Source organism: Chryseobacterium sp. (assembly GCF_022869225.1).
Taxonomy (GTDB): domain Bacteria; phylum Bacteroidota; class Bacteroidia; order Flavobacteriales; family Weeksellaceae; genus Chryseobacterium.
Genome location: NZ_JALIHL010000001.1, coordinates 1,573,261 through 1,592,545 on the forward strand (window position 1 = coordinate 1,573,261; position 19,285 = coordinate 1,592,545).

General features: G+C 34.1%; 19 protein-coding genes. 11 read left to right on the forward strand and 8 right to left on the reverse strand.

Features of this window, described 5'->3' with window-relative positions:
- Positions 1-91: 91 nt before the first annotated feature.
- From MUW56_RS07385 to MUW56_RS07400, 4 genes are all read right to left on the reverse strand, one after another.
- The gene (locus tag MUW56_RS07385; protein ID WP_292012585.1) at positions 92-1,483 is read right to left on the reverse strand and encodes a hypothetical protein; all 1,392 of its coding nucleotides are present in this window, start codon (positions 1,481-1,483) and stop codon (positions 92-94) included.
- Positions 1,484-1,567: 84 nt separating this feature from the next.
- Positions 1,568-1,765, reverse strand: coding sequence for a hypothetical protein (locus tag MUW56_RS07390; protein ID WP_292012586.1), 198 nt, complete (start codon positions 1,763-1,765; stop codon positions 1,568-1,570).
- 123 nt (positions 1,766-1,888) lie between these two features.
- On the reverse strand, positions 1,889-3,094 hold the full coding sequence (locus MUW56_RS07395) for a hypothetical protein (protein ID WP_292012587.1): 1,206 nt from the start codon (positions 3,092-3,094) through the stop codon (positions 1,889-1,891).
- On the reverse strand, positions 3,091-4,422 hold the full coding sequence (locus MUW56_RS07400; RefSeq protein ID WP_292012588.1) for a phage integrase SAM-like domain-containing protein: 1,332 nt from the start codon (positions 4,420-4,422) through the stop codon (positions 3,091-3,093). Before MUW56_RS07400 ends, MUW56_RS07395 begins: the two co-directional genes overlap by 4 nt.
- Before the next feature lie 468 nt (positions 4,423-4,890).
- On the opposite strand from MUW56_RS07400, the gene MUW56_RS07405 reads away from it, so the two are divergent.
- Positions 4,891-5,493, forward strand: coding sequence for a hypothetical protein (locus MUW56_RS07405; protein ID WP_292012589.1), 603 nt, complete (start codon positions 4,891-4,893; stop codon positions 5,491-5,493).
- A gap of 287 nt (positions 5,494-5,780) precedes the next feature.
- Positions 5,781-6,077, forward strand: coding sequence for a phage integrase SAM-like domain-containing protein (locus MUW56_RS07410; protein ID WP_292012590.1), 297 nt, complete (start codon positions 5,781-5,783; stop codon positions 6,075-6,077).
- Between the two features lies 1 nt (position 6,078).
- Here MUW56_RS07410 and MUW56_RS07415 read toward each other — a convergent pair whose 3' ends face one another.
- Positions 6,079-7,050, reverse strand: coding sequence for an AraC family transcriptional regulator (locus tag MUW56_RS07415; RefSeq protein WP_292012591.1), 972 nt, complete (start codon positions 7,048-7,050; stop codon positions 6,079-6,081).
- Positions 7,051-7,237: 187 nt separating this feature from the next.
- On the opposite strand from MUW56_RS07415, the gene MUW56_RS07420 reads away from it, so the two are divergent.
- From MUW56_RS07420 to MUW56_RS07430, 3 genes are all read left to right on the forward strand, one after another.
- Positions 7,238-7,672, forward strand: coding sequence for a hypothetical protein (locus MUW56_RS07420; RefSeq protein ID WP_292012592.1), 435 nt, complete (start codon positions 7,238-7,240; stop codon positions 7,670-7,672).
- A gap of 29 nt (positions 7,673-7,701) precedes the next feature.
- Positions 7,702-9,510 (forward strand): hypothetical protein, encoded by a 1,809-nt coding sequence (locus MUW56_RS07425; protein WP_292012593.1) that lies wholly within the window; start codon positions 7,702-7,704, stop codon positions 9,508-9,510.
- A gap of 63 nt (positions 9,511-9,573) precedes the next feature.
- Complete coding sequence (locus tag MUW56_RS07430; RefSeq protein ID WP_292012594.1) at positions 9,574-9,996, forward strand: transposase; 423 nt, start codon at positions 9,574-9,576, stop codon at positions 9,994-9,996.
- A gap of 944 nt (positions 9,997-10,940) precedes the next feature.
- Here MUW56_RS07430 and MUW56_RS07435 read toward each other — a convergent pair.
- Complete coding sequence (locus tag MUW56_RS07435) at positions 10,941-11,513, reverse strand: NADPH-dependent FMN reductase (RefSeq protein WP_292012595.1); 573 nt, start codon at positions 11,511-11,513, stop codon at positions 10,941-10,943.
- A 136-nt stretch (positions 11,514-11,649) separates the two neighbouring features.
- Here MUW56_RS07435 and map point away from each other — a divergent pair, with 136 nt between their 5' ends.
- Positions 11,650-12,414 (forward strand): type I methionyl aminopeptidase, encoded by a 765-nt coding sequence (gene map / locus MUW56_RS07440; RefSeq protein WP_292012596.1) that lies wholly within the window; start codon positions 11,650-11,652, stop codon positions 12,412-12,414.
- 123 nt (positions 12,415-12,537) lie between these two features.
- Here map and catB read toward each other — a convergent pair whose 3' ends face one another.
- On the reverse strand, positions 12,538-13,167 hold the full coding sequence (gene catB / locus MUW56_RS07445; RefSeq protein ID WP_292012597.1) for a type B chloramphenicol O-acetyltransferase: 630 nt from the start codon (positions 13,165-13,167) through the stop codon (positions 12,538-12,540).
- A gap of 391 nt (positions 13,168-13,558) precedes the next feature.
- Between catB and MUW56_RS07450 the strand changes: the two genes are divergently transcribed.
- From MUW56_RS07450 to pyk, 5 genes are read left to right on the forward strand one after another with little or no spacing between them, the layout of a single operon-like run.
- Positions 13,559-13,798 carry an acyl carrier protein gene (locus MUW56_RS07450; RefSeq protein WP_002976354.1) on the forward strand — a complete coding sequence of 80 codons (240 nt, stop codon included), beginning with the start codon at positions 13,559-13,561 and terminating at the stop codon, positions 13,796-13,798.
- A gap of 34 nt (positions 13,799-13,832) precedes the next feature.
- Positions 13,833-15,077, forward strand: a complete 1,245-nt coding sequence (fabF, locus tag MUW56_RS07455; protein WP_292012598.1) for a beta-ketoacyl-ACP synthase II — start codon at positions 13,833-13,835, stop codon at positions 15,075-15,077.
- Between the two features lie 9 nt (positions 15,078-15,086).
- Complete coding sequence (rnc, locus tag MUW56_RS07460; RefSeq protein WP_292012599.1) at positions 15,087-15,851, forward strand: ribonuclease III; 765 nt, start codon at positions 15,087-15,089, stop codon at positions 15,849-15,851.
- Positions 15,829-16,302, forward strand: coding sequence for an IPExxxVDY family protein (locus tag MUW56_RS07465; RefSeq protein ID WP_292012600.1), 474 nt, complete (start codon positions 15,829-15,831; stop codon positions 16,300-16,302). The genes rnc and MUW56_RS07465 overlap by 23 nt, the downstream gene beginning before the upstream one ends.
- Positions 16,295-17,740 (forward strand): pyruvate kinase, encoded by a 1,446-nt coding sequence (gene pyk, locus MUW56_RS07470; RefSeq protein ID WP_292012601.1) that lies wholly within the window; start codon positions 16,295-16,297, stop codon positions 17,738-17,740. The genes MUW56_RS07465 and pyk overlap by 8 nt, the downstream gene beginning before the upstream one ends.
- 124 nt (positions 17,741-17,864) lie before the next feature.
- On the opposite strand, the gene MUW56_RS07475 is transcribed toward pyk, so the two are convergent.
- Positions 17,865-19,157 (reverse strand): aldehyde dehydrogenase family protein, encoded by a 1,293-nt coding sequence (locus tag MUW56_RS07475; protein WP_292012602.1) that lies wholly within the window; start codon positions 19,155-19,157, stop codon positions 17,865-17,867.
- Between the last annotated feature and the right edge of the window lie 128 nt (positions 19,158-19,285).

Genomic DNA, 19,285 nt, shown 5'->3' on the forward strand with positions numbered 1-19,285 from the left:
TTTTACCAATCTTAAACATCTTAATGTAATACTTTATAAAAACTAATTATAAAAAACCTATAACATTAGGGTATATTACTGTTATAAGGATTTAATATATTTCTTTGATTAATGTTATTCTTAATGTAGTTATATTGGTTAGTAGTATTTCTACACTATCCTTTAATTTTGATAGATGCTGTTGAGTTGTTGCAAGTGAATCGTGAATACTGAACAATGGTACATCTGGATGTTCTTCACTAAATCTTTTTGCTACACAATCCAGTAAACAATATGATTCTACATTGGTCAATAACCCATCAAAGCTGACTCCCATCTCTTTAATATAGTTAATATAGCTCATAACTTTAAACACACTTGGAAACTCTTGTTTAAATTTTTTTGCTTCCGGAATGGTTGTTCTGGGTTTACTAAAAAATATCTCCATTACAACATTCTTTGCTAAATCCCGTTTACTTTTAAATACAACTGTTCTGGTCGGCTGAGAAAACCATTTACCCTTTGATGAAAAATTAGAAACAACCCTGTATGGTTTACCCTCTTCATTATATTTAATCTGCAATATATTGCTGAAGTACTCATAAAAATCTCCATTAATAATAAGATTGATAAAATTAGTCACCTCATCTTCATCAAAGTTAAGATTGAATAAGCTTTGGATATGCTTTTTCTTCAGTAATTTTGTCGCTCCAACTCGTTTGAGTAAATCTTTATCCTGATTCATGATTGCTTTAAGAATCACACAAAAGAAATATGGCTGGGAGGACTTAATGTCAACACTTCCTAATCCTTCACCATCATAAGTAAGACAAGGTCTTAAAATCTTATTTAGCCTTGTCATTGATGAATGAAGCCTATTGTCTGTATTTGGTTTAATTGAATAATGCCAATCTTTATATTTAAATTCATTAATTAAATGTCTTGCAGATGTATATTTTCTCACTTCTCCCTGCTCTAAGAACGGTTTTATAAATTCCAGTGCTTTTACCTCATCAATTTCCAATTTATCATCAAAGAATTTAATAAGATGAGGTCTTGTTTGCTCACAATACCCCCTCTTGTTAAAACCTTTTTCATTTTCTTTACAATCTGTTCGCTCAATAGCTTTTAGCAAGGTTTTATCTGTGATCGTATAATTTATTACCTCATTGTTGTAGTACTCAGTAGCAATGTGATAGTGATTGCATTCTCCAATATCAGCCCCATAGTTACTGACCTTAATTATAAAACCCTGTTCAATCAAAAAATTAATATATTCACTGTATCTCCAATTATAGGACAGTAATTTCTTTGAATGTAGCGCAATACTACAGTCACTCTCACAATTATCTTCTCTATAAAAGCTTGGAATGCTATTTAATAAACTCAGATAAAATACAGCCACATCTAGCTTAAGTCTGACATGGCTGATTTTGTTATGTTGCTCAATAGATTGTTTTAAATCCTCTAAAAGCTTTTTTTGAATAACAACTACTTGTTTCATAGTAAAGCTTTTAGTTAAGCGGTGTTAATGCACTCTCTATATCAGACATTCTGTAATATACTCGTCCTCCAATTCCAACAGGAATCAAAATTCCTTTTTCTTCCAATTATGGAGCGTACTTAAATCAACATGAAAGAATTTAGCCGTTTCTTCTCTTGTTAACAGCTCTTGTTGACTTTTTTGAGATTGCTCTAAATTACTATGTGAACTTGCAGACTCATTAAAGTTTATATCATTAATTCTTAATAGATTTTTTAATCCTTTTTCTTTATTTATTATCATAATTTTTTTATTAATAATTATGATACAAGGAAGGGTAGGATATGTAGGATATAAAAAATAGCGCCTAAATAAGCGCTATTTTAAAAAATTGATTATCAATATATTATATATTTTAAATTAAATTCATGAAGGATAGTTGTAGGATTTACTTAAGAAATTAACAATATTAGTAGTTGCTACTCTTTTTGATGCAGGTCTTCCACTATCTAATCCAGAGATCATATTACTTATTTCTTTTCTACTCTTTTCCTTTCCAGAGAATAAAAATCGATCAGACCACCATTGATTATAAGCACCTGCATTTTCTTTATATTTTGACATGAAGAATGGCTTTAATTCTCTAATAAAATATGCATAATCAGATAAAGTACCTTTTATAAGATTGATTTTATGATTTATTGGTAAATCAAGAAAAGTCTTCACAAAATCAGTTTCATTAGTAGCTGTTTTATCAATAAAATCAGAAAATTCCAAATAAATACGTTTAATGATTTCAATATTGGAATCCCCGAAAACAGTAACATCTGATATTGTTATTGGCTTTGAACTGATAAATGGATATTCTTCTAAGATGTGACTGTATAATCTAACCAAATCCTTTTTATAATTTTTCAAATTAGTTATTCCTGACATTTCGCAATCGTATAAATCAAAAGCCCTGTCTTTTTCTTCCGACTTCTCAATTGAAAATGACAACAAGTCTTTTTTATACTCTTCCGCTCTCTTATTCCAGACAGTAATTTCATTTTCAACGTCTGATATTTTTGATTTCAAAGAAGCTAATAATTGAGTTAATTTCGTCTTTACGAATAATATATTTGTGGGATTTAAAAAGACTCTCTTATAATACTCTTTAATCTCTTTAATTACTTTATCGGAATTACTTTTATTATAATACTCCGGAAATGGATTTTTTTCATCAAGATTTTCATTTAACAGGTCTTGAGAAATTTGTTCTATTTTTTCAATATTTTTATCTTCAAAAATTTTGTATTCTTCACTGTTATTTAAAAAATCCAAATAAGTTTTAAAAAGGTTTGTTAGTAAATCGTTTAAAATATCCTTTTTTGTTACCAACTTACTATTTTTTTCCTTATTAATCCTACTATTCCCTAAAGTTGAGATCTTATTTTCTAGCGCATTAATTTCAGCGAACAATGGGGGTATAATTTTACCCCTCAATAGAACACCAAATTTTTTACTGTCACTATCATTAGAAAACAGTAGATTATCAAGGTTATTAGATAATTTATCTGTATCAGACTGATTTATTTCACTGCTCGAAACAAGCCATTCTACATCCTTTATTATTATAGCTTCTCTATTCATAGATTATCAGATCCTGTTTTCAACAATACTAATTTACCTTCTTTTACGGTATCATTTTCTTGTTTACTCCAAATTTCAGCAAGCTGCATTGATTGATCAATTGATTTTTGTCCTATATAGTCAAGGAATTGTTTTTCTGAAGAATGAGCCGTGATATTCATTAATAATGGTGTCGGATATTCCTTTTTGGCGTAGAAATTCGTCGCAAAGCTTCTTCTGCAATCATGTGATGATACTAATTTCCATTTAGGATAAACCCCTCTCTCTCCTTTCTTTGTTTCTTTATTAAACAAGTTACCTTCAACAAGTTCATCAATACCCGCTTTTTCGCAAACCTTTTTAATGTATCTATTAAAAAGAGTTGTATTTGTCTCGATATTTGTTGAGAACAAAGGAGGAAATTCACCATTGTACTTACTAAGAATATTTCTAACCTCTTGGTGAATCGGGATCTGAACCAACTTTTTGGTCTTTTCTTGAGTAATAACAATAAAATCAAAATTACCAATCTTCCGTACCATTTTAGTGGTCATTCTGAACAGGTCTGATGCCCTTTGCCCCACATAGCAACCAATAACAAACCAATCTCGTGTTATACTATATTTCTCATCTGAAAATGTAGTATCCTTTATTTCATTGATTTCATCAATTGATAGTGGATTTATCGGAGTAGAAACAGTAAAGCCTTTTACATTATCAATTTGATGGCTTACATCATGACCATTCTTTCGAGCGTCTAAAATAATCGTTTTGACAAATTTGATATATCTGCCTGCTGTATTTTCATTCGTTGCCCCAGTATCAATTAAAAACCTTATGAAGTCTTTACCGAAATTTAAATCTACGTCTTTTAAGAGGAATGTTTTTTTCTTATATTTTTGGAAATCAATCAGCTTATTTACAATTGTTCGATACTTCTTTATAGATCTATCACTTACTCCTTTTCTACCTTTTGCAGATACTACATAAGGTAATTGTTCGACATAATATTCCCCGTACGCTATCAAGTAATCTTTTTGTTCTGGTTCAACTCTTCCACTAAAAACATCTATCTTATTCTCTAACCATTCATGATCAATTTGAACTCCGTTCGCAAAATCCTGATTATATTGTTCCAAAATAAAGACTTCCATCTTTTGCAAATTACTCTTCAGATTTTTGTGTGCTGGGTCTATTGGTTTAGGAAAACCCGTTGCAGTACTCCAAGATTTAACGTCACATACAAACCCTGTCTTTCGCTTAGCATCAAACTTCCTACCTAAAGAGAATCGAAGATAGATTGGATTGTTTGAACTCTTCCCTTGAATTAAGAACTGAACTTTAGCCATGATAAATTGTTTAATACAAATCTATCACATCAAAATAAATTAGACAACATTTAGACAACAATTCCTCAATATCATTCAACTTTATTAAATAACATTAATTCAAAAACACAAAATAATAACTGATTATCAATAATTTAAGATTGAATTAAATTGATTAAGATTGAATTAAATTTAACAATTAACACAAGTCTGAATCCCTCCAACTCCACTTTTTAAACTAAAGAGAATTTGTAAATTATTGAATTTTAAATAATTACATTTTCTCTTTTTTGTTTTTGTGTCCGAAATTATTCACAAACATTTTTACTTAATCTTTGAACAAAATACACATTTGGAGAAGCCAGTCATAAAGAAATTATACTGTCTAAACAGGAGGGAGTTTGGAATCTTACAGAAATTACAATTACCTGGCGATGAATAACAACATCAAAAATTACTGCCCCACCTGTAAAAAGATAATAAGTTTATTTGATAAAAAAACATTATTTTGCAGGAATAAGTATTCCTTTTCAACCCACAGCATTAAAATTTATTTCTGATAACGAACAGGACAATATAATTTACGAACGGCATTATTTCATCATAAAAAATCTGGAGATAAACTTCCTTACTACGTTAATCATGAATCATACTCCTATTTATTTTAAAGATAATTATCTGGTGATTGAGAATTCAATTATGTTGGAAAAAATTGATGTTAAATCATTTGATGACATTATAATTTTTTATGAATTTCCTGGACGAAAATATAAGCTTAATATGTTTTTTACAAGTCCTGTAAAATATGAAGCTAAAAAAGGATTTATTAATAAAATTATTTGTTCAGTTTTTAATCACAATAATAATCCTTATGAAATAAAACAAACCTATTATGATATTAACGTTGAAAGGTTGCTTGTAATGATTAAACAATGCCTGACTTATGCTGATATTCCAGATTTAAAAAACAGTATTTATTGGAGAACAGAGGATGGAAAAAACATCTTTCAAAGAACAAAACTTATTTATAGTAAGGATAATCTATCTTTAACTAATGTATTAAAAAAACACAAAATAATAACGAACGAATGATAATTTGTAATTATTTTGCAAAGGTCTATGACAATAGGGTTGTGAATTTTTAATATCCAGACTTGAATATTTCCGCTAAGTCGTAGATAATTTATAATTTTCTATTTGGCAATACTCTTCAAAATCAGTTCTAAAAGCATCATCTAAATCTTTAAATCCTGGATTTTTAAGATCTTCTCCTGCCTTTCTATTTTCAACATATCAATTTAAAAGCTGTTTTACAACATTTGCTTTTTTATCAGGCTTTCTTTCTATTAGCAGCAAAAAAAGAAATAACAGGAGAAACATTGAAAAACCATTTTCTTGGAATTGATGAAAAGAAAATGACGATTATTGAGATTTTTAAAGACCATAACCAGCAGATGAAGGACCTCATCGGGAAATCATTTTCAAAGGGAACTTGGGATCGCTATGAGACTTCGCTCCGTCACACTAAAGAATTTATGAAATGGAAATATAAAGTTTCCGATATGGATGAACGGGACATCAACCCTGCTTTTATTTCAAACTATGAATTTTGGTTAAGAACTGTTAGAAAGTGTGCAAACAATAAAGCTAAGCAACTTATACATAGAATAATCTGAATTAATTTTCTTTAATATACTCACTTGGCGTTACACCTTCAATTTGTTTAAAAACCCTGTTAAAAGTAGGCTGGTTTGAAAAACCAGCTTCTGTATATATATACAGAAGCGTCACCTTGGACAGGTCTTTTTCTTTCAACAGAATCTTTACATAATTTACACGAATGCTATTAAGGTAATGATTGAAATGGGTATAACCTTTTGCACGTATGGCTCTAGAAACATAGGTTGCATTGGTATTAAGGTCTATACAGATTTTTGAGATATTAAGATTGGCATCTTTAAACCATTTTTCGTGCGTCATTTTTTCATCAAGTATTTTGAAAAAGGCTAAGTAATCCTCTTCATTTTCTCTGATGATATCCGCCATCAATTTTTTATCCGGCGTGTCCTTTTTATCAATTACAATTGACTGCTGTTCCTGATTCTTGATGATGTTTATTTTGTCTTTATAGCGAATGAACATCATAATAATCGTTCCATTGAATAAAAAAGCGGTTATTTCTATGAAGCTGATGAAGGGTCTGAACTTAGAATTGACCTCATTAAAATACTCTCCAAAATTAGAAGAAACTATAATACCAATAACGATTAACAGAACAGAATATGCAGCATACATTATAGCTTCTTTCTTGGAGTACAAAATGAAAGCTCCTAAAGACATCGGTAAAAGCCAAACTACATTTCCTACGGATATACTGAATAGAATAATAAAAAAATACAGATTGTAAAGCGGGGCAAGGAACAAATAAATTCTTACATAAGAAAGAACTTTTTGAAAAGGAATTCTAAATGCCAGGTAGATCAGGCAGCCAAAAATAGCAGAACCAAAGAACGTATAAACTACAATTAACCTGTTTAAGCCTCCCATAAAAAAAGCAATACTGTAGAACAACAATATTATCATCATCAGTTGTAGATATCTGACGATCATTTGTAGTTTAAGGAGTTGGATATTGTCAGTATTTTTCATACTGCTGCTTTCTTTTAGATAAGAAAAATTTGTAAAACCAAATATTTTCAATAATTGTTTCATTTAACTGTTTGTATTTCAATGTTATGAATAAATGTAAAACAGATACGGTTTTTGATTGAAAGCACTATTTCCCAATCTCTGCTGTATCGCAAACTTTGCAAAACCTAACTAAAGGATTTGTCCAGTGAGTGTCAATCAAGGAAATATTAAGAAAGCAATGTTTATTATTTTGGCGATAATAAGCTCCTGGGCATTTTCTGCTGTTAGAACTGATTCTTTGTCTGTTTACAAAATTAAGAATTTCAATGGTCTGGGGAAAATTTATATTTCTGAAGGTACTAAAATCAGTGGTTTTATCGATTTACATCTCTATATATCCGAAGAAGTTACTCCAAATTTAGAAAATACGGTTTATGTATCTGGAGGAACAGGCATTATCGGAACCGTTTACGGAGATATTATTTATAAAAAGACAAAAGAAAGATATTTAGAATATTCACCAAACCTCTTTTTTGAAGTTAAAAGCCATACAAGGTTTATACAAATACAATATTATTTTACTCAGTTTAATAACGACAATGCTTTACGCGGACCGCCTTATAAATGCGTATTTTCTTAAAATATACTTTCAATTTTAAACAATAAATAATGAAAAAAATACAATACTTATTTTTGATGCTGTTTGTTTTAAGCATCAACACTTTTGGACAAGTCGGCATTAACACAGATGAACCCAATTCTAATACAGCATTACATATTTCCGAGCGAATGAAAAGTACAAATCCTGATGTTAATAACAAAATCAAAGGGATTATTATACCAAGATTGACTCAGGCGGAAAGAGACAAACTTACTTATTCAGATGCCCCTACTAATTCTACCGTAAGGTTAGGCAATGCGGACAATAGTTTGATGATTTTCAATACCACAGAAAACTGCTACAACTTTTGGAATATCGAAGAAGGAGAATGGAAAAGCGTTTGCGGGAATTTAGGAAATGCTAAGTTCACATTTGATTGTGCGAATGTTGTTTTGAAGGGAAATTATGTAAAAGGGAAAGAAGTTGATGGAACCAACTATATTGCCATTTCAGTTGGTAATGTAACAAAAGCAGGATCTTATTTGATAACAGCGGCTTCTAGTCCAAATAATGGATATTCTTTTGTTGCACAGGGAACATTTACAACTACAGGTACTCAGACAGTAAAATTATATGCTCAGGGAACGCCTGTAACAGCACAGACCAATACATTTACATTAAGTTCTTCAGGAGGTTCATCCCAAGCTACCTGTACTGTCCCGGTTTCCGTACAGCCAGATATAGCAGGATATGCTTTAAATTGTTCATCTATTGAAGTAAATGGGACATATTTAAAAGGAACTACATTCACTTCATCAAATAATATTACAGTCAATGTAAATGTAAGTTCTATTGGTTCTTACAGCATTTCTACAGGTACGGTTAATGGGGTTAGCTTTTCTGCTTCAGGGGTATTTTCAACCACGGGAACACAGACCATTACATTAGCAGGCAACGGAATACCTACTGTAAATAATGACTTCACAGTAACGGTTACTTCTAATACTATTTCTGGTAATGCATCCTGTACAGCAACGATTCCGGTAGTACTTCCGGCAATGACCTATGCAATTATAGGAAACGGAGATTATTCTTGGAACTCGACTCAACGCACAACAGCTTTAGCATCATCATCAAACTTTGGAACCAACGGAAAGGTCAAAATAGCAGGATTGACAAAGTTATGGACTGCTACCAATGCTAGAGATGCAGTTACAAATTTGTCCAGCAGTACAAAGCCTGATATAATTTTATATTTTGCTTGGGGTGCGAATACTAATACTGTTTTATCATCGGTTTTGGCGTCTTATATTAATCAAGGGGGATGCCTTTTATTTGGTTCGGCAGACAATACAAGTTGGGCAGTTCAGGTATTACTGAATGGGATTTATGGCGCAGGTGCTCCACAAGCAAGTAATAATAGTAGTAATCAAAACGACTACCTGCTCAAAGCGATAGCGTCAGACCCTATTATAAATGGTCCATTTGGAAATCTTTCTGGTAAATATTGGGGAGAAGACAATTCAGGAAGTGTTTTTGTAAGTAATTTTCCTTCAACTGCAGTACAATTAGCATCTGCAAATAACCCATACTCTAACAGATCTATTAACCCGGATGTTTCTATAATTTGGTATGATGACAATAAGAATTTTGCATACATAGGAGACTCAGTTGCATCTGCTTGGGATACAAATACTTTTAATACGGGTTGGGCTTCTATTTATAAACAGGCTACCAGCTCGCCAAGCTCAAAATTGTTTGGATATTGGGATTCTTCCACTGCAGGAACTGTATATGTTTATAATGCAGCATTGGAACTGAATATGGTAAACTGGTTACTAAAAAAGGCTGCAATAGCAGGTATTAATCCACATTAGAGATTCTATGAATATGGTATAATTGTTACGGTTTTCTATAGTTTTTTTTAAAAATGCTTTTTTATGAATTTTAAAGATGTCCACCTAGGACAAATGATGCAGATGAAGGTTGCAGAAAGCGGGATAGAAATATCCCGCATCTGTAATTTTTTACATTGTACAGAACAGGAAATCTGGGAAATGTATAAAGCTAAAAGCCTGGATTCAGAAATTCTTCTGAAGTGGAGCAAGCTTTTGGAATATGATTTTTTCAGGATCTATAGCCAGCATCTTATCCTGTATGCACCAATAACTTCAGAGGTTAAGAGCAATAATAAAAAATCCAGTCTGCCAAAATTCCGAAAGAATATTTATACAAAGCAGATTGTAGATTTTATTTTAGAACAGATTAGTTCCGGCAATATGACCAGAAATGAAGTAATAGAACGTTATAGGATACCCAAAACAACGCTTTACAAATGGATAAGCAAATATGAAAATAAATAAATTATAAATGGGAAACTATATAGGATTTTGATTTTATTATTTATAGATATTATGTTTTTTGTTGTATTCTGGAAAATATTTAGGATTGGCAGCGTTGTACTTTATGGAGCTTGTCTTTTGTTTTTAATAATGTCCATTTGGAGATTGAGTTTATTAAGAATCATTTTGTTGGAGATTTCGGAACATATTATTTCAGTTAAATACTGTTCACCCTTTTTTTATAGTAAAAAAGCAAGGCCTGTTCCGGAGATTCCGTTGGAAAAGATTATTACTTGTATGGAAGTAGTATAGTTTTGCTTACTAAATTCCATGAAAAAACTATATTATGGCTGGCTGATTCCTTTCCTAGTGTAGTAATAAAGAGTTTAGAACAACTAGGATACTCTAAAACTAATCGATTAGTCTGTGATTATGTTAAAATATCTCACCATGGTAGCTTAGGAAATAATAGCATAGAGTTATATCAAATGATAAAATGTAAAAATTATAGTCTAATTACAGATGGCTATAATCGTCACGGATTACCTGCAAAAGCTAGTTTAGTACAAATCCTCAAAGAAACATCGATGATCATTATAAATTTCACCTAACTTGTAAAGATGAAAATTTAGTGAAAATATTCGAGGTAGATGGAGATGATATCTGGCAAAAGTTAAATTTTGAATTTATTTATCCTCAAAAAGACACTTGTTTTGAGATCGTGTTTTAGGTAAGAAATAACTCAATTTGAATATAAAATAAAAGTTTATTGGGGTTAGAGTTGTTAGGATTTCGAAATTTACTTATAAGACTAAGATTTATGGCAAGTTCGTAGGATTTTTAAACAATTCGATAAAATTTGCCCTATTTAATGCTTTCCAAGAAGGGTAATAATAGCAGTAAGTATTTGACAGCAAGCCCTCTATCCCCACTAAAAAACCACTGAAATATCCAGTGGTTTTTATTTATCCGTCTACTGACGAGCTGCTGTTCTTTTTAAACCATTCAATATAAGCATCTACTGCCTTTTGAAGAAAGGCTTTGGTATCCTGGTCTTTTAAATTTCCGGTTTCATCCCATACCTTATCGATATGCGGGAGATAAACCTCCGGCTGCTGCATGGCAGGAACATTGAGAAAAACAAGACTTTGCCTTACATGGTGATTCGCTCCGAAAGCAGAAAGGTTTCCGGGGGAATTACTGAATACCGCACCGGGCTTTCCGTTCCAGACACTTTTTCCGGCAGGCCTTGAACCAATATCCAGGGCGTTTTTAAGAGCTGCAGGAACAGATCTGTTATGTTCCGGAGTAACAAAGATCACCCCGTCTGTATTCCTTATCTCATCTCTGAATTTGACATAAGATTCAGGAACAGTATGATCATCATCAAAATCCTGATTGTATACCGGTAAGTTTTCAATGGAAATCATTTTAAAATCAAAACCCTCAGGAGCCATGGAAACCAATGCCTTCGCTATTTTTTTCGAGAAAGACTCTTTCCGTAAGCTTCCCGCGATAAGTCCGATTACCTTATTCATAATAATAGTATTTAAGTGATTATACTATGATCAACAGCAAAAACAATGCGGAAATAGTCTGCACGTATGATTTGATAATAACTCCCACAATTTCCATACGTTAAGATAAATACCTAATTTTAGCAAAAATAAAATTATGTCCATAACAAATGAATATGAACTAACCGGCATGCAGAAAGTAAGTGAAGCGGTTGCCTATACTTTAAAGGAGATGATTCAGTACGCCCAGCCAGGCATGACCACCAAAGACCTTGATGAGTATGGAGCAAAGATACTTGCCGGTTTCGGTGCAAAATCTGCACCCCATCTGACCTATGGATTTCCTGGATGGACCTGCATCAGTGTTGATAACGAATTCTGCCATGGTATTCCTACAGAGAAAAGGGTTTTGAAAGAAGGAGACCTGATCAATATAGATGTTTCGGCGGAGCTTAATGGTTTCTGGGCGGATAACGGCGGATCTTTTATCGTTGGAAAAGATATCAACGGACATCAGAAATTAGTAGATGCCTCCAAAGATATTTTGCAAAAGGCAATCCGTACTATTAAAGGAGGGGTAAAAATAGCGGATATCGGATATCTTATGGAAACCGAAGCTAAAAAAAGAGGTTTTAAGGTGATTAAAAATCTTGGCGGACATGGGGTGGGAAGAAGCCTTCACGAGGAGCCCGATGAATTATTGAATTATAAAAACCGTTTCGATAACAGACGCTTCAAAAAGAACTCTGTAGTAGCTATCGAAACATTTATTTCAACCTCTTCCCAACTTGCTGTAGAGCTTAATGACGGATGGACTATGGTAGGCAACAAAGGCGGTTATATGGCCCAGCACGAACATACGATCCTGATCACTGACGGCGAGCCTGTAATTTTAACTCAAATGAATGAAATACTGAATTAAATAAATTTTTCAAATGTTGGTAAACGCAAAGGCTGTAAGCATATGTAAATACTGTTCTGCAAAGCATCATGTTTATAAAAAAACTTTGCGCCTTTGCATTTACCGATCCATTATTTAATGTAGTTATTTTATCCTTTTATAAAATTCATACAACCCATCAATATCTGCAGAGCATAAGATAGGCATTGCCTCCTTAAGCACAGCCTCATCCCATTCCCACCACTTCATTTCAAGCAGCAATTCGATATGCTCATCCCTGAATCTTTTTTTGATCGGTTTTGCAGGATTTCCACCAACGACAGTATAAGGCTCAACATCCTTTGTAACCAAAGCACGGCTTCCGATGACAGCACCATCGCCAATTTTTATTCCGGGCATGATCATAGCCTCACCTCCGATCCATACATCATTTCCGATCAAAGTGTCTCCTGCCGGCATAAAAGCGTCTCTGCTGTTTTCGAAACGTTCTACTTCTGACATATAAAAGAAAGGAAAACTCGATATCCAGTCGTGACGGTGTCCCTGATTACCGCACATTATAAAACTGGCTCCTGTTCCCACAGAGCAATAAGCTCCGATAATCAGTTTATCCACATCATTTCGGTCAGGAAGTAAATAGCGGGCACAGTCATCAAAAGAATGACCGTGGTAGTATCCGGAATAATAGGAGTATTTACCGGCAATAATATTAGGATTTTGAATATGGTCTTGTATGATTTTGCCTTTAAAAGGACTTTCAAAGAAATTTTTCATTGTAACAGCTTTTTAATATAAGAATATGAGATTAAAGAACAGCTTAGAGCTGTCCCAAAAAAAGGATGGTTTGTTACTCTAAAAAAAGCTAACGTGTTAATTTCATGGTACACAAATATAACAAAATCAATCCGTTTTTTTATTCTTTATCATCCCAGCAGGGCGAAATTTGCCATTCTTCCAAAACATCTTATCCGTAAAAGAGGCCAACGTATCCGAAATTAAAATTAAGTACCTTATACACTTACCCTATAAATCCCTGAAAACTAAAACACTAAAACCACATGATTGAAAATGGAGGGCATCTCTCCACAAAAAAGACTAAAAAAATGTTTTATCGTAAAGAATTTTATATATTTGCACCATCTAACAATTAAAAAAATAATTTACTATGTCAGACATTGCATCAAGAGTAAAAGCTATCATCGCTGATAAGCTTGACGTTGAAGAAACAGAAGTAACTCCTGAAGCTAGCTTCACTAACGATTTAGGAGCTGATTCACTAGATACAGTTGAGTTAATCATGGAATTTGAAAAGGAATTCAACATTCAAATCCCTGATGACCAAGCTGAAAAAATTACTACTGTAGGACACGCTATCGCTTACATCGAAGAAGTAGTAAATAAATAATATTCTTCAACAAAAAAGAAATTAAACAAAGTTTATGGAATTAAAAAGAGTAGTTGTAACCGGATTTGGAGCAATAACGCCAATAGGAAATAATGCAAAAGAATACTGGGAAAATCTTGTGAAAGGTGAGAGCGGAGCCGCTCCGATTACTCTTTTTGATGCCACAAACTTTAAAACAAAGTTCGCTTGCGAAGTGAAAAATTTCGATCCTTTACAGCATTTCGATAAGAAAGAGGCTAAAAAAATGGACCGAAATACCCAATTGGGACTTGTTGCAGCCAGAGAAGCTGTGGCACATTCCAGAATTATGGAAGACAATGTGGATAAAAACAGAGTCGGTGTAATTTGGGGCTCCGGAATCGGAGGTTTGGAAACTTTTGAGACAGAAGTGTTAGGATGGGCCAATACAGAAATTCCTAGATTCAACCCGTTCTTTATCCCAAAAATGATTGCGGATATCACTCCGGGACATATCTCAATAGAGTACGGCTTTCACGGACCCAACTATACCACTGTATCTGCATGTGCGTCTTCAGCAAATGCTATAATTGATTCCAAGATGCTGATCCAACTCGGAAAAGCAGACGTGATTGTGTGCGGGGGCTCTGAGGCAGCCGTTACAGCAAGTGGTGTCGGTGGATTCAATGCAATGATGGCACTTTCTACGAGAAATGATGATCCTAAAACAGCGTCAAGACCTTTTGACAAAGACAGAGATGGATTTGTACTGGGTGAAGGTGCGGGATGTATCATTCTTGAGGAATACGAGCACGCGGTAAAGCGCGGTGCAACAATTTATGCAGAATTGCTGGGAGGTGGTTTAAGTGCAGATGCACATCACATGACCGCTCCTCATCCTGAAGGTCTCGGCGCTTATCTGGTCATGAAAAGCTGCTTGGAAGATGCAGGTTTAACTGCTGATGAAGTAGACCATATCAATATGCACGGTACTTCTACTCCATTAGGAGACATCGCAGAATCCAATGCAATCTCTAGATTATTAGGCGAGCATGCGTATGACATTCAGATCAATTCTACAAAATCAATGACGGGCCACCTTCTGGGGGCAGCAGGAGTCATTGAAGCTATCGCTGCATTAGGAACTATTATTCATGGTACTGTTCCTCCTACCATCAACCATTTTACTGATGATGAAAATATTGACAGCAGACTAAACTTTACGTTTAACACAGCTGTGAAGAAAGATGTAAAAGTAGCCATGAGCAATACTTTTGGATTTGGCGGGCATAACGCTTGCGTTCTATTTAAGAAAATCTAAATTCAATGAATGGAGTTACAGAAATACTTTTCTAAATTCCTTCTCAAAAAAAGAAAAAGACAGTTAACGGAGAGAGAGCATTTTCTCAGTACCGAGCTTAGAAAAGTATTGGGTACGGAGGTACAAAATCTTGATCTTTACCGCGAAGCTTTTTCTTTGAAAAATTCTTCTAAAAATCAAGACAGCAATTATGAAAGACTTGAATTTTTAGGAGATTCTGTTTTGGGTACAATTATTTCTTGTCATTTGTTCCAGACCTATCCTCAGGCAAACGAAGGATATCTGACACAAATGAAATCTAAGATTGTTAATAGGAAAAATCTTAATAAATTAGGAGAAGATCTTAAGCTTACCAGCCTTTTGCAAAAGCAGAACAGTTCTTCAGCTTTAGGTGAGAATATCTCCGGAAATTTATTTGAGGCCTTAATCGGAGCTGTTTATTTGGACTTCCACTATGATACTTGCAAAAAGATTATTCTGGAAAAACTTCTGACACCCTCCGAAATTAACAAGCTTGAAAACAAAATTGTAAGCTATAAAGGCCTCCTGCTTGAATGGAGCCAGAAGAAGAAGGTCAATATAAAGTACGAAACCTGCGAAGAAATACAGGCCAACAAGGCCATTGTATTCAGATGCCATGTCTGGCTGGGAGATGAGAAAATTGCCAATGCAACAGAAACCTCCAAGAAAAAGGCAGAAGAAAAGGCAGCACAGCGGGCATTTTATATTTTAAACAAAAAAGAAAACATACTTGGAAATTCAAAAACTTTATGATCTGGATGATATAGAATTTGAAGATATTGCCATAGCATTGGTAAGATTAGCAAAAGATATACCCGCTCATGAGTTTTTTTATAAAATAAATCAAACCAACGATCTCAATTTTTCCAGAAAAAAAGATCTGGTCTTTCATGGAGATTATTATGATTATTTTTTTCCAAGATTCGAGGCCTATCATAAGTCTACGAAGACCTGTTTTACTTTTATTTCAAACAAATCTTCGGAAAGTAAGCAAAAAAAAATTCATACTGAGCTCTTTTCGGAAGAAGAAAACATTAAATTTTTATTAAATAATCAGGCAGATGTGGAATATATTCTACATAGTTCGGAACAATTTCCTGATTTTTCCGTAATTTTGCTCCCTGAAAATCTTGTGTTTCCAATTCAAGATTATACACTGAGTTCCGATGAGGAACTTTATCAAATTATCCAGTATTATGAATAAGTATTTAAAGAAGACAAAAATTATCGCAACACTAGGGCCGGCTTCTTCATCGAAGGAGGTGATGTTAGATTTAATGAAAGCAGGTGTTGATATTTTCAGAATAAATTTTTCACATGCAGATTATGACTTAGTTCGAAACAATATTGACATAATTAGAGAGCTAAATAAGGAATATGGTTATTCTGTAGGTATTCTCGGAGATCTTCAGGGTCCGAAGCTGAGAGTAGGGGTTGTAAAAGAAGGTTCTTATCTGAACCCCGGAGATATCCTTACTTTCACCAATGAGAAGATCGAAGGAGATTCTACCAAAGTTTATATGACTTACCAACAGTTTCCACAAGACGTAAAAGTAGGGGAAAGAATCCTTATTGACGATGGGAAACTGGTATTGGAAGTTATAGAGACCAATGAGAAGGATACCGTAAGAGCTAAAACGATCCAGGGTGGGCCGCTAAGTTCTAAAAAAGGAGTTAACCTTCCTAACACGAATGTATCTCTTCCTGCCTTGACAGAAAAAGATATCCAGGATGCCAATTTCATGCTTGACATGGAAGTGGACTGGATCGCCCTTTCATTCGTACGTCATGCTCAGGATATTATCGACCTGAAAGATCTGATCGGAAAACATCCGAACGGTAAGTTTAAAACACCGATCATTGCTAAGATCGAAAAACCGGAAGGAGTTAAAAATATTGAGCAGATCTTATTGGAATGTGACGGTCTGATGGTTGCCCGTGGTGACCTAGGAGTGGAAGTTCCAATGGAAGAAGTTCCTGCAATCCAGAAAAACCTGGTAGAAAAAGCCAGATTTTACTCCAAGCCTGTCATTATTGCTACCCAGATGATGGAAACGATGATTAACAGCTTAACTCCAACAAGAGCGGAAGTAAATGACGTTGCCAACTCCGTTTTGGATGGTGCTGACGCAGTAATGCTTTCAGGAGAAACTTCAGTGGGAAGATATCCGGTGCAGGTTGTGGAAAATATGGCGAAAATTGTAAAGAATATCGAAACCACTCATTTTTATCAGCATAAAAATGAACCGATCGAGAAAGATTATAACTGTATTGACGAAAGATTCATTACCAACAGGGTATGTCTTGCTGCCGTAAGAATTGCAAAAACGACCAATGTTTCTGCTATCGTTACTCTTACTCATTCCGGATATACGGCATTCCAGCTTGCAGCTCACAGGCCGAACTCCCATATCATTGTTTACAGTGGAAACAGAAGAGTCATTACTATGCTGAACCTTCTTTGGGGGGTGCATGCCTATTATTATGATATGAAAAAATCTACGGATGAAACCATTATCCAGGTCAATATGCTGACTCACAACTACGGCTATATCGAAACCGGAGATTTTGTAATCAATATCAATGCTACTCCATCCTATGAAGGCGGAAAAACAAATACATTGAGATTAACAACTGTTTAATATAAGCAAAAGAGCAAAATTGCTTTTTAAAACTCATAAAAAACTCCCGAAATTACTTTCCGGGAGTTTTTTTGTATTGATAACGGTACTTTAAAATACCTTGTCTTTTACATTGCACAGTGTACTAGTTACCTACTATGGTCTTTGCTGTTACAAATTCCTTTAAAGCCAGAAGAGACAGCTCTGTTCCATATCCTGAAGCCTTTGAGCCGCCAAATGGAAAACGGGGGTCAGAACTTGTCATTCTGTTGATATTTACTGTTCCGGATTCAAGGTTTTCAATAAAGAATAATTGACGCTCTGCGTTCTTCGTCCAGACAGAATTTGAAAGTCCGAAAGGAATATCATTCGCCATTTGTAAAGCTTCTTCCTCATTTTTAAAGGTCATTATCATTCCAAGAGGCCCGAAAAGTTCTTCTTTTAGAATCGGGTTGCCTTCCTGAACCCGGATTAAACCGGGTTTAAATTCATTCTCAGAAATTCTTTCCAGAGGAATAATGATTTCTGCGCCATTTTCCAATGCTCTGTTGAATTGAGCTTCCAGTTCATCAGCCAAGTCCGGTCTTGCCATTCCTGCTAACTTGGTTTCCTTATGTAAAGGATCTCCAACTTCATATTTTTTATATTCTTCAATGAATTTCGGTAGAAACTCATCTTCAATCTTTTCATCCATAATAAATCTTTTTGCAGCAGTACACGTTTGTCCACAATTTTGGAGTCTTGATTTCACTCCAGCCTTTGCAGCTTCATCAAAATCCGCATCATCAAAAATGATAAAAGCATCACTTCCGCCTAATTCAAGTAAAGATTTTTTGATATTTAAACCCGCTATTGAAGCCACTTCTCCCCCTGCCTTTCCGCTACCTGTCAAGCTCACTCCTTTTATCACGTCATGTTCAAGAATTTCCTTTACAGCCTTATGTCCCACTTCAAGATTCTGGAAGATACCTTCCGGAAAACCGGCCTCCAAAAGAACATCTGCGATTGCATTTCCACTTCCGAAACAAATTGAAGCGTGTTTCAAAACCACCGTATTTCCTGCCAAAATCGCGGGAACAGCAAATCTCAGCACCTGCCAGAAAGGAAAATTCCAAGGCATCACTCCTAAAATGACCCCTTTTGGAACATAATGAACTTCAGAATAAGCAAATTCGGATTCAACTTTTTCAGGTTTTAAAATATTCTCAGCATCTGCATAATAATTCATCATTAAAGCACACTTTTCCACCTCAGCAATCGATTCTGAAATTGGTTTATTCATTTCCTTAGTAATGATTGTCCCAAACTTTTCAGAATTATTTTTTAAAATTTCTGCTGCTTTTGCAATTAATTTCTGCCTTTCCTCAAACGGCATTTTTCTCCACACTGAAAACGCTTTATCTGCTTTAATAAGCTTGCTTTCAATCAATTGTTCCATAATATAATTTCTGTTTTTAAATTCAGCTAATGAATTTATGAGCGCTTTTATTTAAAAAGCACGATAAAAGCAACAAATTCCATTCCTTAAGGGGAAATAAAAAAATGATTTTCTCTATCGGAAGAATA

Bases quoted from the DNA above. Each gene is read 5' to 3' on its own strand.
- MUW56_RS07385 (WP_292012585.1), bottom strand. From the start codon at position 1,483: ATGAAACAAGTAGTTGTTATTCAAAAAAAGCTTTTAGAGGATTTAAAA.
- MUW56_RS07390 (WP_292012586.1), bottom strand. From the start codon at position 1,765: ATGATAATAAATAAAGAAAAAGGATTAAAAAATCTATTAAGAATTAAT.
- MUW56_RS07395 (WP_292012587.1), bottom strand. From the start codon at position 3,094: ATGAATAGAGAAGCTATAATAATAAAGGATGTAGAATGGCTTGTTTCG.
- MUW56_RS07400 (WP_292012588.1), bottom strand. From the start codon at position 4,422: ATGGCTAAAGTTCAGTTCTTAATTCAAGGGAAGAGTTCAAACAATCCA.
- MUW56_RS07415 (WP_292012591.1), bottom strand. From the start codon at position 7,050: ATGAAAAATACTGACAATATCCAACTCCTTAAACTACAAATGATCGTC.
- MUW56_RS07425 (WP_292012593.1), top strand. From the start codon at position 7,702: ATGAAAAAAATACAATACTTATTTTTGATGCTGTTTGTTTTAAGCATC.
- MUW56_RS07430 (WP_292012594.1), top strand. From the start codon at position 9,574: ATGAATTTTAAAGATGTCCACCTAGGACAAATGATGCAGATGAAGGTT.
- MUW56_RS07435 (WP_292012595.1), bottom strand. From the start codon at position 11,513: ATGAATAAGGTAATCGGACTTATCGCGGGAAGCTTACGGAAAGAGTCT.
- map (WP_292012596.1), top strand. From the start codon at position 11,650: ATGTCCATAACAAATGAATATGAACTAACCGGCATGCAGAAAGTAAGT.
- catB (WP_292012597.1), bottom strand. From the start codon at position 13,167: ATGAAAAATTTCTTTGAAAGTCCTTTTAAAGGCAAAATCATACAAGAC.
- MUW56_RS07450 (WP_002976354.1), top strand. From the start codon at position 13,559: ATGTCAGACATTGCATCAAGAGTAAAAGCTATCATCGCTGATAAGCTT.
- fabF (WP_292012598.1), top strand. From the start codon at position 13,833: ATGGAATTAAAAAGAGTAGTTGTAACCGGATTTGGAGCAATAACGCCA.
- rnc (WP_292012599.1), top strand. From the start codon at position 15,087: ATGGAGTTACAGAAATACTTTTCTAAATTCCTTCTCAAAAAAAGAAAA.
- pyk (WP_292012601.1), top strand. From the start codon at position 16,295: ATGAATAAGTATTTAAAGAAGACAAAAATTATCGCAACACTAGGGCCG.
- MUW56_RS07475 (WP_292012602.1), bottom strand. From the start codon at position 19,157: ATGGAACAATTGATTGAAAGCAAGCTTATTAAAGCAGATAAAGCGTTT.